General features: G+C 71.6%; 11 protein-coding genes. 4 read left to right on the forward strand and 7 right to left on the reverse strand.

What is annotated here, in order from left to right; translation table 11 throughout:
- Nucleotides 1-147 precede the first annotated feature (147 nt).
- Both HTZ82_RS32755 and HTZ82_RS16165 read left to right on the forward strand, forming a co-directional pair.
- On the forward strand, nt 148-2,145 hold the full coding sequence (locus HTZ82_RS32755; RefSeq protein WP_175410087.1) for a beta-galactosidase trimerization domain-containing protein: 1,998 nt from the start codon (nt 148-150) through the stop codon (nt 2,143-2,145).
- Nucleotides 2,146-2,379: 234 nt separating this feature from the next.
- Nucleotides 2,380-3,888, forward strand: a complete 1,509-nt coding sequence (locus HTZ82_RS16165) for a glycoside hydrolase family 43 protein (protein WP_175410088.1) — start codon at nt 2,380-2,382, stop codon at nt 3,886-3,888.
- A gap of 576 nt (nt 3,889-4,464) precedes the next feature.
- Here HTZ82_RS16165 and HTZ82_RS16170 read toward each other — a convergent pair.
- The 3 genes from HTZ82_RS16170 to HTZ82_RS16180 all read right to left on the reverse strand — a co-directional run bounded on the left by HTZ82_RS16170 (nt 4,465) and on the right by HTZ82_RS16180 (nt 8,123).
- Nucleotides 4,465-4,947, reverse strand: a complete 483-nt coding sequence (locus HTZ82_RS16170; RefSeq protein WP_175410089.1) for a VTT domain-containing protein — start codon at nt 4,945-4,947, stop codon at nt 4,465-4,467.
- A 343-nt stretch (nt 4,948-5,290) separates the two neighbouring features.
- A complete protein-coding gene (locus HTZ82_RS16175; protein ID WP_175410097.1) occupies nt 5,291-6,592 on the reverse strand; it encodes an RICIN domain-containing protein in 1,302 nt (433 codons plus the stop codon).
- 100 nt (nt 6,593-6,692) lie between these two features.
- Nucleotides 6,693-8,123: an endo-1,4-beta-xylanase gene (locus HTZ82_RS16180; RefSeq protein WP_175410090.1), complete on the reverse strand. Its 1,431-nt coding sequence runs from the start codon at nt 8,121-8,123 to the stop codon at nt 6,693-6,695.
- Nucleotides 8,124-8,594: 471 nt separating this feature from the next.
- Here HTZ82_RS16180 and HTZ82_RS16185 point away from each other — a divergent pair, with 471 nt between their 5' ends.
- Together HTZ82_RS16185 and HTZ82_RS16190 are read left to right on the forward strand one after the other, a co-directional pair.
- On the forward strand, nt 8,595-10,073 hold the full coding sequence (locus tag HTZ82_RS16185; RefSeq protein WP_175410091.1) for a non-reducing end alpha-L-arabinofuranosidase family hydrolase: 1,479 nt from the start codon (nt 8,595-8,597) through the stop codon (nt 10,071-10,073).
- Between the two features lie 216 nt (nt 10,074-10,289).
- Nucleotides 10,290-11,660 (forward strand): MFS transporter, encoded by a 1,371-nt coding sequence (locus tag HTZ82_RS16190; protein WP_175410092.1) that lies wholly within the window; start codon nt 10,290-10,292, stop codon nt 11,658-11,660.
- Nucleotides 11,661-11,721: 61 nt separating this feature from the next.
- Here HTZ82_RS16190 and HTZ82_RS16195 read toward each other — a convergent pair whose 3' ends face one another.
- From HTZ82_RS16195 to lnt, 4 genes are all read right to left on the reverse strand, one after another.
- Nucleotides 11,722-13,881: a GAF domain-containing protein gene (locus HTZ82_RS16195; protein ID WP_175410093.1), complete on the reverse strand. Its 2,160-nt coding sequence runs from the start codon at nt 13,879-13,881 to the stop codon at nt 11,722-11,724.
- 87 nt (nt 13,882-13,968) lie between these two features.
- Nucleotides 13,969-14,829, reverse strand: coding sequence for a 3-hydroxybutyrate dehydrogenase (locus tag HTZ82_RS16200; RefSeq protein ID WP_175410094.1), 861 nt, complete (start codon nt 14,827-14,829; stop codon nt 13,969-13,971).
- A gap of 55 nt (nt 14,830-14,884) precedes the next feature.
- On the reverse strand, nt 14,885-15,367 hold the full coding sequence (locus tag HTZ82_RS16205) for an NUDIX domain-containing protein (protein WP_175410095.1): 483 nt from the start codon (nt 15,365-15,367) through the stop codon (nt 14,885-14,887).
- Between the two features lie 77 nt (nt 15,368-15,444).
- Nucleotides 15,445-16,316 (reverse strand): apolipoprotein N-acyltransferase (gene lnt / locus HTZ82_RS16210; protein WP_175410096.1); only part of this gene is annotated, 872 nt, incomplete at its 5' end.

Raw genomic sequence — 16,316 nt, forward strand, 5'->3', positions numbered from 1 at the left:
CGCTCACTCGTGGCCGGACGCTTCGCGACGTATCCGGAGAGCTGGGCGCGGCAAGCTCACAAGACATCCGATGTCAAGGAAGAAGTGGCGCTAGTCACTTCATCATGTGACGTCACATCAAATGACCGCCCTTCTCGCGAGGAGACCATGCCGCACCGGAACGCGCCCGACCCTCGCCGCTTCCCGCGGCGCACCGTGCACCTGGACTTCCACACCGGTCCCGACATCCCCGACGTCGGCCGGGACTTCGACCCTGCGGCCTTCGCGCGGACCTTCCGGGACGCCCATGTCGACAGCGTCACCGTCTTCGCCAAGTGCCACCACGGCCACCTCTACCACGGGACCGACCGGCCGGAGCGCCACCCCGGCCTCGCCCCGGATCTGGACCTGCTCGCCGAGCAGATCGACGCCCTGCACTCCGTGGGCATCCGCGCGCCGATCTACCTGTCGCTCCAGGTCGACGAGTACGCCGCCCGGGAGCACCCCGAGTGGATCGCGCACGGCGAGGACCTCAAGCTCACCCGCTGGGCCACGTCGGCGTTCGATCCGGGCTGGAACATCCTCGACATGTCCAGCCCCTACGCCGACTACTTCGCCGACCAGTTGGACGAGGTGCTGCGGCGTTTCGCGCCGGTCGACGGCATCTTCGTCGACATGTGCTGGGACCAGCCCAGTGCGAGCCGCTGGGCGGTCGACGGGATGCGCCGCGAGGGCCTGGACCCGGCCGACGCGGACCACCGGGCCCGATACGCGACCCTGGTGGCGCGACGCTACATGGCCCGCTACACCGCGATGGTGGAGCAGGCCCTGCCCGAGGATTCCGCGATGGGTGTCTGGTTCAACGGGCGGCCGAAGACGGGACTGCCCGAGGAGCGGCGGTTCCTGCGGCACGTCGAGGTCGAGGGGCTGCCCACCGGAGGCTGGGGGTACGCGTTCCTGCCGTACGTGGCCCGCTTCGTCCGGCCGCTGGGGCTCCCTGCCCTCAGCCACACCGGCCGCTTCCACGAGAGCTGGGGCGACAACGCCGCCCTCAAGCCCCGCGCCGCGCTGCTGTACGAGTGCGGCCAGATCCTGAGCCACGGGCTGACCAGCGGCGTGGGCGACGTGCTGCACCCCCGGGGCGCGCCCTCCCCTGCGGTCTACGAGCTCATCGGCTCGGTCTACGAGCACATCGCGAAGTGTGAACCGTTCCTCGACGGCGGCCGGACCGTCACCGAGGTCGCCCTGGTCACCGACCCCCGCCTCGGCGACAACCCCGGCGCGAGCATCATCGGCGCCGTACGGGCGCTGCAACAGCTCCGCGTCCAGTTCGACGTGGTCCCGCCGGGCGCGGACCTCAGTGGGTACCGGGCCGTCGTGGTGCCGGAGACGACCGAGGTCGACGACGCCCTCGCCGAGCGCCTGTACGCGTACCGCCGGGCCGGTGGCGCAGTCCTCCTGGTCGGGCCCGCCCTGCTCGGGAGCGGCGGCGGGCCCAGCCTCCCCGGCCTCCCGGTCGAGGGCCTGGCACCGGCGCCGCCCGGGGAGGTCTTCCTCGCGTGCCGGGGCGTCCCCGGCGTCCGGGAGGACTTCCCCGTGATCAGCCACGGCTCCCGGCTGACCGCTCGGCCGCGGCCCGGCGCGGAGGTCCTGGCCCGGGTGGCGGAGCCGTACTTCCCGCGCGCCTGGGACCGGTTCTGCGGCCACTCCTACACTCCGCCGGCCGACCCGACGGACGAGGTCGCGGTCGCCGTCGGCGACGGAGTGGCCGCGGTGACCGTCCCGCTGTGCGAGTCGTTCCACGAGCACGGCATCGAGACGTACCGCCATCTGCTCGGTGCGGCCCTCGACCGCCTCCTGCCGGATCCGCTCCTTCGGGCGGGCGGGCCGGTGCACCTGGAGACCAGCGTCGTCCGCACCGGCACGAGCACCGTGGTGCATCTGCTCAGCTTCGCCCCGGTCCGGGAGACCCCGCGGCTCGATCTGGTGCACGACCCGTTCCCCCTCGTCGACGTGCCCGTGTCCGTACGACTGGCGGCCCCACCGCGCTCGGTGCGGCTCCAGCCCGCGGGGCAGGAGCTCGCCTGGCAGCACGACGGCCGGTACGTCCACACCCGGGTCACCACCCTGGACGGGCATGCGATGGTCGTGGTCGAGCACGACTGATCCCCGACACGTGCTGTGCGGGACGCCGTCCGTGCCCCGAACGCCGCGCCCATCCGGTGGTCAGAGCTCCGGCGACCCGCGTTCGCGCAGCCACGGTACGTCGAGGGCGGCGGGACCCTGCTCGTCCAGTACCTGTGACCGCCGCCACCGCACACGAGCTTCCGCCCGGCGGCTGCGCGGTGCTGAGCGCATGCCCTGACACGAGAGGCCAGCGACCGAAAGGAACTTGACTGAATGTCAGATCCAAAGTCCCGCGCCGGTACCGTCACCAACCCGGTGATCCCCGGCTTCCACCCCGATCCCAGCATCTGCCGCGTCGGCGACGACTACTACCTGGTGTGCTCCAGCTTCGAGTACTTCCCCGGCGTTCCCGTCTTCCACAGCCGCGACCTGGTGCACTGGACCCAGATCGGCAACGCCCTCGACCGGCCGAGCCAGCTGCGGCTCCCGCCCGACATGCCCTCCTCCGCCGGGATCTACGCGCCGACGCTGCGCCACCACGACGGCCGGTTCTGGCTGATCGTCACCAACGTCGGCGACGACGGCAACATGCTCTTCACCGCCACCGACCCGGCCGGGCCGTGGTCCGAGCCCGTCCGGCTGCCCGGTGTCGCCGGCATCGACCCGGACCTCGCCTGGGACGAGGACGGCACCTGCTGGTGCACCGTCGCCGGGGTGTCCCAGGTGCGGATCGACCCGCTGAGCGGAGCAGCGCTCGGCGAGCCGCGCCGGCTGTGGTCCGGCACGCCCGGCGCGCAGGCGCCGGAGGCCCCGCACCTGTACCGGATCGGCGACTACTGGTACCTGCTCATCGCCGAGGGCGGCACCGAACGCGGCCACGGCGTCTCGATCGCCCGTGGCCGCACGCCCTCGGGCCCGTTCGAGCCGTGCCCGGCCAACCCGGTCCTGACCCACCGCAGCACCGGCCACGCGATCCAGAACACCGGCCACGCGGACCTCGTGCGGGCTCCCGACGGGTCGTGGTGGATGGTGCTGCTCGGCGTCCGGCCGCGCGGCGGCACCCCCGGCTGGCACGTGCTCGGGCGCGAGACCTTCCTCGCCCCCGTGGAGTGGGTGGACGGCTGGCCGGTCGTCGGCGAGCTCTCCCCCGACATGCCGGTGCCCGCCTGGCCTCTCCGGCCCGGTCCCGTCCCACCGGTCCGTGACGACTTCGACGAGGCCGGGCTCCACCCCCGCTGGATCTCGCTGCGCGAGCGCCCGGAGCGGCTGTGCACCACCGAGGAGCGCTCCGGCTGGCTCACCCTCCACGCCGCCGGTGCCTCCGTCGACGAGCCCGACGTGGTGTTCGTCGGCCGCCGCCAGCAGCACCTGTCCTGCGCCGCGCGCACCCTCGTGGACCCCGACGAGGGACGAGGCGGCCTGGCCGTCCGTCTGGACGAGCGGCACCACTACGAGATCGAGGCGTCGGGCCGCGAGGTGCGGGTCCTCGCCCGCGTCGGGCCGCTGCGCACCGAGGTGGCGTCCGCCCGGGTGCCCGCCGGTCCGGTGGCACTCGGCGTCGAGATCACCCCGCAGCCGCCGGGGGACCCCCGGACCGGGCCCGACCGGATCGCCTTCGGCGTCGAGGCGCCGGACGGCACGTTCACCGCGCTCGCCATGCTCGACGGCCGATACCTGTCGACCGAGGTCGCCGGCGGGTTCACCGGTCGTGTCATCGGCATGTACGCCGCCGAAGGCACCGTCCACTTCGACTGGTTCGACTACGAGCCGCTCGACGGCTGACCCCCTGACCACCACTCCTGCTCACGGTGGCCGTGACACTGGGGCTGACCGGCGCCACTCACACCGCACCCGACAGCACAAGGGAACCGTCGCGGTCCGCGGTCACCGTTCCGGCCTCCGCCATGGACGCCGTCGCCGCGATGCAGCCCAGCTGGAACCTGGGCAACACCCTGGTACATGCTGGTCAACCGGGGCAGCGGCAAGGCCGTCGAGGTGCAGGGCCGCTCCACCGCGGACGGCGCCAAGGTCGTGAGGTACGCCGACTGGGGGCGGAGCCCACCAGCAGTGGCAATTCGTCCACGTCGGCACCGGTGGCGGCAGCGGTGCACTGCCGTCGACGTTCCGGTGGTCGTCCAGCGGCGTCCGGGCCCGGTCCGAAGGCGGACGCCCAGCACCCGCAGGCGGCGCGCCGCAGCCGGTCGCGCACGCCTCCGACCCCGCGTGTCGCACCCGCGTCACCGGCATCGGCGGCGCGCTGGGCCCTGGCCGCCCTCTTCCTGCACGCCGACCTCCCTACAACCGCCCCCGTGGACGGCCTCGTCCTCGTCACCCGGCACCCGCCCTCGCGGGACGGGCTCACGATTCCTCGGCCATGGTGTCACCGGAGGACAGGCCCGCCCGTCTTCTGCGGTACACCACCACCCCGCACACCGCGAGCAGCAGGACAGCCACGGCGGACACGCCGAGGGCCGCCCGCTCGGCGAAGAGCCTGCCGAGCACTTCGAGGACGCCGAGCCCCGCGGTCGCGTAGATCAGCGCCCAGGCCGCCCCGCCCACGAACAAGGCGGGCAGATAGCGCGGCAACGGCATGCGCATGCTGCCCGCGAGGAAGTTGGCGGCGGTCTGGAAACCGACGGTCAGGAAGGAGACAGCCACCACCGGCGCGCCCCACCGCTGGATCGCCCGCTCGGCACGCCGGAACTTCGCCGAGGAGATCCGCTCGGCGAACCTGCTGCGCCGGGCACCAGCACCGGCGAGCCAACCGACTGCGAACGTCCCTCCGGCGCGGAGCAGGACGATGACATACAGGGCTCCGGCCGTGAGCGCGATCCTATCCACGACGCCTCGTCCCGAGCTTCGGGCCGGAACCCGGGACGCCCGTCACCCGCATGGGCGTCCCGCCCCCGCGGGCGCGCGACGCGCACAAGCCGAGTCACCGTCTCTCACCTGAGTCCTGCCCATGCCCGTTCCGTCCTATGGGTTGCCACCTGCGGCACCGGAACCCGAACCTGCAGCCAAGCAAGGCTAGCCTAACCGAACGCGTATACGGGGGGGCAGGGGACCGGGCTACCAGAGGAACGGCAGGCGAGGTAGGTCCGTGAAGCTGGTCGGCCCGCCAACGGCACAGGCCCTGCGGAGTGGAGCCAGAATGATCTGGGCTCCACTCCGCGGTGCGGGCGTGTCACTGGAACTGTGCGAAGAACCTCCAGATCTCTGCCTTGGTCCAGGTGGCGACGCCGCTTTCGTTGGGGGAGCCGTCGACCGGGCCGGGTATGTGGCCTCCGTCGAACGCGGCCCATTGGACCGGATACGCCGCGCGGCAGCCCGAGTAGGTGGTGGTGATGTGCGTGCGGCTGCCCGGCGCGGGCTCACGCGGGCTCTGGGGTGTGCAGCCGTTGTTGCTGACGAATCTGTCGCGCAGGGACCGTCCTTGCGTGATATTGAGGACGGAGTCGCTGATGCCGTGGATTCCGAAGTAGGCGATGGGCTGGGTGCCGCCGCTGCACCCGCTGATCTGGGCGCCGGCGATGACCGCGACGGCCCTGAAGGCGTTCGCCCGGCTGCACGCGAGTGCGTAGCTCATGCCGCCGCCCCAGCTGAAGCCCGTGGCGAAGCGCTGTGCCGGGTTGACGCAGAGGCCGCCCTCGATGCGCCGGATCATGTCGTCGACGAAGGTGACGTCCTCACCGCCGGCGTTGGCCCAGCCGTTGCCGAGGCCCTGGGGGGCGACGAGGATCGCGGTGTTCTTCGACTGTTCCTGTTGGCCGTAGTAGGACCAGGCGTTGCCGCTCGTGCCGCCCGAGGCGACGTCGGCGGCGGTTCCGCCCCGCCAGTGGAACGCGAAGATCAGCCGGTAGGGGTGGTTGTTGTCGTAGTTGTCGGGAACCCTGAGGATGAAGCCGCGGCTCTTACCGCCGCTTTGGATCGTGTGCGTACCGCTGGTCAGGGTCGGGGCGCTGCCGCATCCGCCGCCGCCACCGGGCGACAGCTTGATCATCTGCCATTGCTGGTTGGCGCCGCCCCAGTCGGTGTACTGGACGACGTTGCCGCCGTCGGCGGTGGAGGCGCCCTGCACCTCCACCGCCTTGCCGCTGGTGCGGTTGATCAGCCGGACGTGGCCCGCGTCGGAGTCGGCCAGGCGGAACTGCTGGTTGGCCCCGTTGTGGTCGGCCCACTGCTGGATCGCGGCGCCGTCGGCTGTCGAGGCGCCGGCCACGTCGAGGACCTTGCCCGAATGCCGGGCCTTGAGCCGGTAGAAGCCGCCGCCGGAGTCCACGAACTGCCACTGCTGGTTGGCTCCGTCGTGGCGCGTCCACTGGCTGACCCGCGCGCCGTCGGCGGTGGACACGCCGGAGACGTCCAGCGCCTTGCCGCTGTTACGGTTGACCAGGACGTACCAGGCGTCGGTGTCCACCGTCGCCGCCTCGGCGGGCGCCGGATTCACCGCGGCGAGCAGGCCGATCGCGAGGGTCGCCGCCACCACGGCGGCGACCCGGGACCACCAGCGACGTCGTAATGGAGGGGCGGGGGAAGCCGCACCGTAGGGCTTCATCGATTCACCCTTTCGTGTGTGACAGGTCCCATCACGTGCGGGTCCAGCGTTGGTTGCTGCCGTTGGAGCAGGAGTAGAGCTGGATCAGGGTGCCGTTGGCGGTGCCGGCCGCGACGGCGTCGAGGCAGAGGCCGGACTGGACGCCGACGATGGATCCGTCGGAGTTGAGGCGCCATTTCTGGTTGTCGCCGCCCCAGCAGCTGTAGATCTGGACTTTGGTGCCGTTGCCGGTGCCGGCGGCGTCCAGGCACTTGTCGCCATAGACCCTGAGTTCGCCGGCGGCGGTGTACGTCCACTGCTGGTTGGTGCCGTTGTGGCAGTCCCACAGGTGGAGCTGGGTGCCGTCGGCAGTGCCGGCGCCGGGCACGTCCAGGCAGCGGCCCGACCCGACGCCCTTGATCTGTCCGGAACCCGAAGGGGGCGTGGTGGAGCCGCCGTTGAGTGCGTTGAGGACCGCGGTGTAGGCGGGCTTCTTGCTGCCGTCGCCGTTGAACAGCAGCGGCGTGTGCTGCGGTCGCCAGGAGTCGGTGTCGCGCACGCCCCAGACGGTGATGCCGAGGCAGCGCGGGACTGCCAGGCAGTCGTTGGTCACGTTGGCGTAGGTCGTGGGCGAGGCGCCCTGGATGTCGAGTTCGGTGATGGCCACGTCGACGCCGAGGGCGGCGAAGCTCTGCAGGGTGGTGCGGAAGTTGCTGTTGTAGGGGCTGTCGTTGTTGAAGTGCGCCTGGAAGCCGACGCAGTCGATCGGTACGCCGCGCTGCTTGAAGTCGCGGACCATGGCGTACATGGCCTGGGTCTTGGCCCAGGTCCAGTTCTCGACGTTGTAGTCGTTGTAGCAGAGCTTGGCGGCCGGGTCGGCGGCGCGTGCGGTGCGGAAGGCGACCTCGATCCAGTCGTTGCCGGTGCGCTGCAGGTTGGAGTCGCGCCGGGCTCCCGTGCTGCCGTCGGCGAAGGCCTCGTTCACGACGTCCCACTGGACGATCTTGCCCTTGTAGTGGCGCATCACGCCGTTGATGTGGTCGATCATCGCCTGGCGCAGCGCGCTGCCGCTGAGGGCCTGCATCCAGCCGGGCTGCTGGGAGTGCCAGGCCAGGGTGTGGCCGCGCACCTGCTTGCCGTTCTGCACCGCCCAGTTGTAGACGCGGTCACCGGCGGTGAAGTTGAACTGTCCGCGCTGCGGTTCGGTGGCGTCGATCTTCATCTCGTTCTCGGCCGTCACCGAGGTGAACTCACGGCCCGCGATCGCCGTGTACGCGGGGTCGCCCAGCCTGCCCGAGGCGATGGCGGTGCCGAAGTAGCGGCCGCTCTGTGCCGCCGCGGCGCCGAGCGTGCTCTCGGCGGCGTGCGCGGTCGGCGGCGCGACCAGTGCGGCGGCCACGCCGAGGACGCCGACGACCAGCGCCAACAGGAGGACGTGGATCTTCTGGTGGACAACGCTTCTGGGAGGGGCGTACAAGCCCATGGCTGTGCCTCCAAGGTGGACGTCACGGAATAGCCGAGGTGCTGGGGAAAGCGTCGTCCGCTCCCACTCGGCAGACGGACGGGGCGGGCCCGAGCCCGTGCAGCAGAGTGTGCTCAGGGCCACCGCAGTTCGAAATCTCGAACCATGTTCGGTCATCCAGTTTGAGGGATGATTGAGGGATTGACAGTGAACCGTCAATACTCCCTGCGGAGAATGTTTCCGATCCTCACCCGAAAACTTCCGGAGCCCGTCGAGCTGGACGGCGACGCGACGGCTTGCCGAGCCCAAAGGGGAGGAGCTGTTTGTAGACAGATCGGCGGCAGACCTTGACCAAAGGGCCCCGCATTCCTAGCTTGTGGCGTCAAAGATTCCGGAAGCTCTTCGAAAGTTTTGGAGACTGGCCCTGCCCCTGGTACGGCCGCTCCGCGGTTCATCGGCGTCACCTCACCCCGCCCCAAGGAGGCCCCTCTGATGTGGTTTCGCCACCCGTCCCCGGTCCCTCTAGGACGCTTACTCGCCGTCCTTGCGCCCTTGCTGCTCGTGGCTACCTTCCTCGGTGCCCAGCCCGCCGGCGCGGCGACCGTAGACCCCAACGCCTCGTACGTGCTGGTCAACCGCAACAGCGGCAAAGCCCTGGATGTCTACAACCTGGCGACCGACGACGGCGCCCGCATCACCCAGTGGGCCAGGAACGACCAGGCTCAGCAGCAGTGGCAGTTCGTCGACTCCGGCGGTGGCTACTTCCGCATCACATCCCGCCACTCCGGCAAGGTCCTGGACGTCCACAACTGGTCCACCGCCAACGGCGGTGCGATCGTCCAGTGGACCGACCTGAACGCCACCAACCAGCAGTGGCGGCTGGCCGACAGCTCGGACGGCCATGTGAGGCTCATTTCGCGCCACAGCAACAAGGCCCTCGAAGTGCAGGGCGGTTCCACCGCCGACGGCGCGAACATCGTCCAGTACGACGACTGGGGCGGCGCCAACCAGCAGTGGCGGCTCGTCAAGGTCGGCGGCACCAACCCCGGCCCGTGTGATCTGCCCTCGACGTACCGCTGGACGTCGACGGGCGCGCTGGCGCAGCCGAAGCCGGAGTGGGCCTCGCTCAAGGACTTCACCGTCGTCCCGTACAACGGCAGGCAGCTCGTCTATGCGACGACGCACGGCGCCGCGGGAACGGGGAGGGCCTGGGGTTCGATGAACTTCACCCCGTTCACCAACTGGTCGGAGATGGCCTCGGCCGGCCAGAACACGATGTCGTCCGGCACGGTCGCCCCCACGCTCTTCTACTTCGCGCCGAAGAACATCTGGGTGCTCGCCTACCAATGGGGCGCGACCGCCTTCTCCTACCGGACGTCGAACGACCCCACCAACCCGAACGGCTGGTCGGCCCCGCGGGAGCTCTTCTCCGGAAGCATCGCCGGCTCCGGAACCGGACCCATCGACCAGACGCTCATCGCCGACGACACGCACATGTACCTGTTCTTCGCCGGCGACAACGGCAAGATCTACCGGGCCAGCATGCCGATCGGGAACTTCCCGGGCAGCTTCGGCTCGTCGTACACGACGATCATGAGCGACACGACGGCCAACCTGTTCGAAGCCCCGCAGGTCTACAAGCTCCAGGGCCAGAACCGCTACCTCATGATCGTCGAGGCGATCGGCGCGCAGGGCCGCTACTTCCGCTCGTTCACGTCCACGAGCCTGAACGGCTCGTGGACGCCCCAGGCGACAACCGAGAGCAACCCGTTCGCCGGGAAGGCCAACAGCGGTGCGACCTGGACCAACGACATCAGCCACGGCGAGCTGCTGCGCACCAGCCCCGACCAGACCATGACCGTCGACCCCTGCAATCTGCGGTTCCTCTACCAGGGGCGCAGCCCCAGCTCCGACGGCCTCGACTACGGCCTTCTCCCCTACCGTCCCGGCCTGCTGACACTGCAGCGCTGACGCCATGACACGGAGTCCGTCTCCGGTACGGAGCCGGCGGGGGCGGGCTTGGCGGAAGGCCGAGCCCGCCCGGCGCGTCCCAGACGCGCCTGCATGGTGGGCGCGCGCACCGTGGCGTCGAGAACTATGGTGTCCCACCACATACGTCTCTGACCTGCGCGTTCCTACGGTGTGGCGACACGCAATCGTCCCGTCACACGTCAGGAAGTGGTGCCGATGGCCGCCCCCGCGACCCCTCCGCCAGCCCCGTCCAGCATCAAGCGCATCGTCGCCGCCAGTCTCATCGGGACCACCATCGAGTGGTACGACTTCTTCCTGTACGGGTCGGCTGCGGCCCTGGTGTTCAATCGGCTGTTCTTTCCCGAGTCGGATCCGCTCGTCGGGACGCTGCTGTCGTTTCTGACGTATGCCGTGGGGTTCGCGGCGCGGCCCGTCGGGGCGTTGGTGTTCGGGCACTACGGGGACCGGCTGGGGCGGAAGAAGCTGCTCGTGCTCAGTCTGCTGCTGATGGGCGGGGCGACCTTCGCCATCGGGCTGCTGCCGACGCACGCCGCCATCGGGAGTGCCGCGCCCGTGCTGCTGACCGTCCTGCGGCTGGTGCAGGGGTTCGCGCTGGGCGGTGAGTGGGGCGGGGCCGTGCTGCTGGTGTCCGAGCACGGGGACGCCCGGCGGCGCGGGTTCTGGGCGTCGTGGCCGCAGACCGGGGCGCCCGCCGGGCAGTTGCTCGCGACCGGGGTGCTCGCGCTGCTGACCGCCGTGCTGTCGGACGCCGCGTTCATCTCGTGGGGGTGGCGGGTGCCGTTCCTGCTGTCGGGTGTGCTCGTCGTGGTGGGCCTGTGGATTCGGCTGTCCGTCGACGAGTCGCCCGTCTTCAAGGCCGCACTCGCGCGCACCGAGGCGCGCAAGGCCGAGGACGCGCGGGTCGAGCGCATGCCGCTCGTCGCCGTGCTGCGGTACCACTGGCGCGATGTGCTGATCGCCATGGGCGCCCGTATGGCCGAGAACATCAGCTACTACGTCATCACCGCCTTCATCCTCGTGTACGCCACGACCTCGGCCGGGCTCAGCAGGCAGAGCGCGCTCAACGCCGTCCTCGTCGCGTCCGCCGTGCACTTCGCGGTCATCCCCGTGTGGGGTGCCCTGAGCGACCGGCTGGGGCGGCGGCCCGTCTACCTCATCGGTGCGGTCGGGGTGGGCGCTTGGATGTTCCCGTTCTTCGCGCTCATCGACCTCGGCGGCTTCGGTCCGCTGCTGCTCGCCGTCACCGTCGGGCTCGTGCTGCACGGTGCCATGTACGCGCCGCAAGCGGCGTTCTTCGCCGAGATGTTCGCGACACGGATGCGGTACTCGGGTGCCTCGATCGGCGCCCAGTTCTCCTCCGTCGCCGCCGGCGCGCCCGCGCCGCTCATCGCGACCGCGCTGCTCGCCGACCACGGCACCTCGACCCCGATCGCCCTGTACGTGATCGCCGCCGCCGTGCTCACCGTCGTCGCCGTCGCCTGCGCCCGCGAGACCTGCAACCGTGACCTGGGCGACGAGGGCGTGGCGAGAGGGGGCGCCGCCGCTGAGCAGCACGCCGCGCGCTGACCGACGAGCCCGCCGCCGCACCGCGGCCGGTCGTCCTCGGGCGTCCGGCCGCCGCGTGCTGTCAGCGGCCGAGCGCGGGAGCCAGCGCGTACAGCCGCAGCGCGAGCTGGATCTCCAGGGCCCGTTCCGGTGACTGCCAGTCGGGTCCCAGCAGCCGACCTATGCGCTCCAGGCGCTGCGCCACCGTGTTGACGTGGACGTGCAGGAGGTCCTTCGTACGGGCCGGACTCATACCGCTCGCGAAGTACGCGTCGAGCGTGCGGACCAGGTCGGTGCCGCGCCGGCGATCGTAGGCCACGACCCGGCCGATCGTACGGTCCACGAAGCCGCCGATGTCACGCGCGTCGGCGAGCAGCAGGCCCAGGAATCCCAGGTCCGGTGCCGCCGCGCCCTCGCCCGTACGGCCCAGCAGCGCCACGGCGTCCAGGCAGCGGCGGGCCTCGGCGTACGCGGCGGCGACCGCGCCCGGGTCCGCGCCGGGCGCGTCCACCGTGGACGACGCGCCCACCGTGACCGGCTCCCGCAGGGCACGGCTCAGCTGCCGGGCCGTGGCACGCGCGACCTCGGCGGGTGTCTCCCCCGGGCCAAGCGGGAGCAGCAGGACCGTGCCGCCGTCCCGCGACGAGGCGAGGCCCCGCCGCGTGGCGGCGAGGTGCGAGGCGGCCGACCACAGCCGCTGCCGATCCGCCGCCGTGCGGTCCGTCGTTGTACGGTCCGTCGCCGTGCGGTCCGTCGCCGTGCGGTCCGTCGCCGCGCGGTCCGTCGCCGCGCGGTCCGTCGCCGCGCGGTTCGCCGCCGTGCGGTCCGTCGCCGTGCGGTTCGCCGCCGTGCGGTTCGCCGGTTTCCTGTCAGCGGGGGTGTCTTCCAGGGTGGTCCCGTCTTCGTGCGCTTCCCTTCCGATCGGCGGCTCCACGGCCGGACGGTCCGGCGCTGTCGCGAGATGCGTCGGTGGGCGCGCCGCCAGGACGACATGCGGGGTGTCGAAGTCGGCGTGGAGGCGGGCGGCCCGTTCCCTCAGGAGGCGGCGGTCGCGGTCGGGCGCGTCGATCAGGTCGTCCAGCAGTTCGCCCCGTACACGCTGTTCGGCTTCGCCGGCCGAGCGGTGGGCGAGCAGGAGGAGTGACGTGACCATGGCGGCGCGCTCCAGGGTGCGCCGGTCGACGGGGTCCAGCTCCGCGTTGCCTCGCAGCACGAGCGCGCCGAACAGCTCGCCGCCCGCCGACACGGCGGCCACCCAGTCGTCGCCGTGCCGGACGGCCCTGCCGTCGGAGGCGCCGCTCGGGGGCGGAACCTCGGTGAACTCGACGGTGCCACCCAGCACTTCGGACACGGCCTGCGCCACGTCCTGGACGCCGCCGCCGCGCAGGACGAGTTCGGTGAGCCGGTCGTGGACCTCCGACGCGCGTTCGATGACGGCGCTGCGGTCCCGGATGATCGCGTTGGCCCGTTCCAGTTCGGTGAGGGCCGTGCGGGTCTCCGACAGCAGGTTCGCCGTGTCGATGGCGACGGCCGCGTGCGCGGCGAACGAGCCGAGCAGGGCGACCTGTTCGCGTTCGAAGACCCTGGCGCGGCGGTCCGCGGCGAAGAGAACGCCGATGACCTGGCTGCCGAGGGTCAGCGGAACGCCGAGGATCGCGACCAGGCCCTCGTCCCGCACTCCCGCGTCGATGGCGCGGGTGTGCTGGAACCGGTCGTCGTCGAAGTAGCTGTCCGTGACGTACGGGCGGGCCGTCTGGGCGACGAGGCCGCCCAGCCCCTCCCCCATGCCGAGGCGCAGCTGCTGGAAGCGCGCCGAGACCGAGCCCTCCGTGACCCGCATGTACGTGTCGCCCGCGACGGGGTCGTTGAGACTCAGGTACGCGACCTCGGTACCGAGCAGGGAACGGGCACGCTGCACGATCGCGCGCAGCACCGCGTCCAGGTCGCGGAGGCCCGCCAGGTCGTGGGCCGTCTCGAACAGCGCCGACAGCTCGGCCTCGCGGCGCCGGCGCCCTTCCAGTTCGGCGCGGACGCGCAGCGCGAGCTGCTTGGCGCGCTCCAGGCCCGCGAGCGCCCCGGCATCGGCGCCGGCCGAACGGGCCAGGAGCACGGGGCGTTCGTAGGCATCGGCGGCCGCGCCCCGCGCCAGGAGCTCCAGGTAGGAGGAGTCCGGTCCGGGGCGGGACGGCGGCGGGCCCGGCGGAGGTGCGGGCGGCCGGACGGAGCGCTGTTCTTCGGACATGGTCACAGGGATACCTGCCGTACCCGCGGGCGCACCAGCCCTGTGGAAAACCCGCGCGAGAGGGTGTGCGAGGTCGGTGGACGGTGGTCAGTGCGCGGTCCACCCGCCGTCCAGGACGAGCGAGGTGCCCGTGATGAACGTGGCCTGGGGGGTGCAGAGGTAGGCGACGGCCTCCGCGACCTCCTCCGGCTCCACGAGCCGCTTCAGGGCGGTGTCCTTGAGGAGGACGTCGGTCAGGACGCGCTCGGCCGGGATGCCGTGGGCGGCGGCCTGGTCCTCGATCTGCCGCTCGACCAGCGGCGTGCGCACATAGCCGGGGTTGACGCAATTGGACGTCACACCGTGGGCGGCGCCTTCCAGCGCCGCGGTCTTGGAGAGTCCCTCCAGGCCATGTTTGGCGGCCACATACGCCGACTTGAAGGCGGAGGCACGCAGCCCATGGACGGAGGACACATTGACGATCCGGCCCCACCCCTGCCCGTACATGTGTGGCAGGGCGCCTCTGATCAGCCGGAACGGCGCCTCCAGCATCACGGTCAGGACCGTGTGGAAGACGTCGGGCGGGAACTCCTCCAGGGGCCGGACGAGTTGCAGTCCCGCGTTGTTGACGAGGACGTCCGCGCCGGCCGCCGCTTCCTCCGCCGCGTCGAGGTCGGTGAGGTCGAGGACGTACGGGCGCACGGCGCCGGGCAGGCCGCGCGCCTGCCCGGCCAGTGCGGTGAGGCCCGCCTCGTCCCGGTCGACCGCCCTGACCTCGGCCCCGGCGGCGGCGAGCCGGAGGGCGCAGGCACGGCCGATGCCGCCGGCGGCGCCGGTGACGAGGGCGGTGCGACCGCCCAGGCCCAGGCCGAGGGGCGCGGGCGCGGCGGACGCGGGCGACGAGGCGGACGGCGCGAGCGGCGACAGGGACGGGGACGGAGACGGAGACGGGGGTGTGGGCGCGGTCATGTTCCGCACCTTAGGGAGCGGTCGTCCCCGCACCGATGTGGTCAGAACCCATACTTCACTGCTGGGCCGTGGTGGAGAACCATGTGGGCTCGTCCGTACGGGCCTGCTTGATCCGGAACAGCAGGCTCTCGTGCATCTTCGGCAGCGCGTCCACCGGGAACCAGGCGACCTCCAGTGCCTCGTCGTCGTTGACGCGGGCCTCGCCGCCGGTGGCCCGGCAGCGGAACACGATGTCCATGTACTGGCACTGGTCGCCGTTCGGGTACGTGACGGGCTCCGGCTGGGCGGCGACCATGACGACGCGTTCCGCGACGCACTCCACGCCGGTCTCCTCGTACACCTCGCGCACGGCGGTGACGGCGGGCTGCTCCCCCGGCTCGGCGATGCCGCCGACGAGCGCCCACTTGCCGTCGTCGGCGCGTCTCATCAGCAGCACGCGGTCCTCGTCGTCCACCACGACGGCGGTGACGCCCGGCAGGAGGAGGAGTTGATGACCGGCCGAGGCCCGAACGGCCTTGATGAAGTCGGGAGTTGCCATGCGCCGACCTTACTGCGCCTACCGGCTCACCGCGCGTGCCGTCTGACCGCGCCTACCGGCTCACGGCGCCTGCCGCCTCACCGCGCCTGCCGCTCGGGCGTCACGGCCCTCCGGCGCCGTACCGCCGCGGCCGCCGTCCAGCCGAGGCCGCCCAGGGCCAGGGCCACCAGCGCGGCCTCCGGTGCGGTGCCCATGCGGGTGGCGGGGGTGAGCGAGGAGCGCAGCGGCACCTCGGCGACCAGCGCGGCGGGCGTGAACAGCTCGGACCGCTCGACGATCGTGCCGTCGGGGCGGATGATCGCGCTGACGCCGCTGGTGACCGGGACGACCACGGTGCGGCTGTGCTCGACGGCCCGTACGCGGTCCATGGCGAGCTGCTGGTAGGTCATCTCGCTGCGGCCGAAGGTGGCGTTGTTGCTGGGTACCGAGATGAGCTGGGCGCCGTGCGTGACGGTGTCGCGGACGGCCCAGTCGAAGGCCGCCTCGTAGCAGGTGGCCAGGCCCACGCGGGTGCCGGCCACGTCGAAGACGCCGATCTTGTCGCCCGGGCCGAAGTCGCGGCTGACGCGGTCGACGTCCTTGTTGAAGATCCGTACGACGGACCGCATCGGGATGTACTCGCCGAACGGCTGGACGTGCCGCTTGTCGTACATCGCGACGGGGCCGCGCTGCGGGTCCCACTGGATCAGGGTGTTGCGGAGGTGGCCGGTGTCGGGCGTGAGGACGGCGCCGACGACGGTCGGGACGCCGATGGCCTTCACCGCGCGGTCGATGACCTGGCGGGCGTCCGGGTTGCGGTACGGGTCGAGGTCGGACGAGTTCTCCGGCCACAGCACGAAGTCGGGCCGCTGCGGCTCCTTGCCGGACGCGACGTCGGCGGCGAGCTGCTCGGTGCGGTGGGCGTGGTTGTCGAGTACGGCGCGGCGCTGGGCGTTGAAGTCCAGGCCGA

The organism is Streptomyces sp. TRM64462 (genome assembly GCF_013362995.1).
Lineage (GTDB): Bacteria > Actinomycetota > Actinomycetes > Streptomycetales > Streptomycetaceae > Streptomyces.

What these genes read in the sequence shown, in the direction of transcription:
- HTZ82_RS16190 (WP_175410092.1), top strand. Translation starts at nt 10,290, where the DNA reads ATGGCCGCCCCCGCGACCCCTCCGCCAGCCCCGTCCAGCATCAAGCGC.
- HTZ82_RS16195 (WP_175410093.1), bottom strand. Translation starts at nt 13,881, where the DNA reads ATGTCCGAAGAACAGCGCTCCGTCCGGCCGCCCGCACCTCCGCCGGGC.
- HTZ82_RS16200 (WP_175410094.1), bottom strand. Translation starts at nt 14,829, where the DNA reads ATGACCGCGCCCACACCCCCGTCTCCGTCTCCGTCCCCGTCCCTGTCG.
- HTZ82_RS32755 (WP_175410087.1), top strand. Translation starts at nt 148, where the DNA reads ATGCCGCACCGGAACGCGCCCGACCCTCGCCGCTTCCCGCGGCGCACC.
- HTZ82_RS16165 (WP_175410088.1), top strand. Translation starts at nt 2,380, where the DNA reads ATGTCAGATCCAAAGTCCCGCGCCGGTACCGTCACCAACCCGGTGATC.
- HTZ82_RS16205 (WP_175410095.1), bottom strand. Translation starts at nt 15,367, where the DNA reads ATGGCAACTCCCGACTTCATCAAGGCCGTTCGGGCCTCGGCCGGTCAT.
- HTZ82_RS16180 (WP_175410090.1), bottom strand. Translation starts at nt 8,123, where the DNA reads ATGGGCTTGTACGCCCCTCCCAGAAGCGTTGTCCACCAGAAGATCCAC.
- HTZ82_RS16185 (WP_175410091.1), top strand. Translation starts at nt 8,595, where the DNA reads ATGTGGTTTCGCCACCCGTCCCCGGTCCCTCTAGGACGCTTACTCGCC.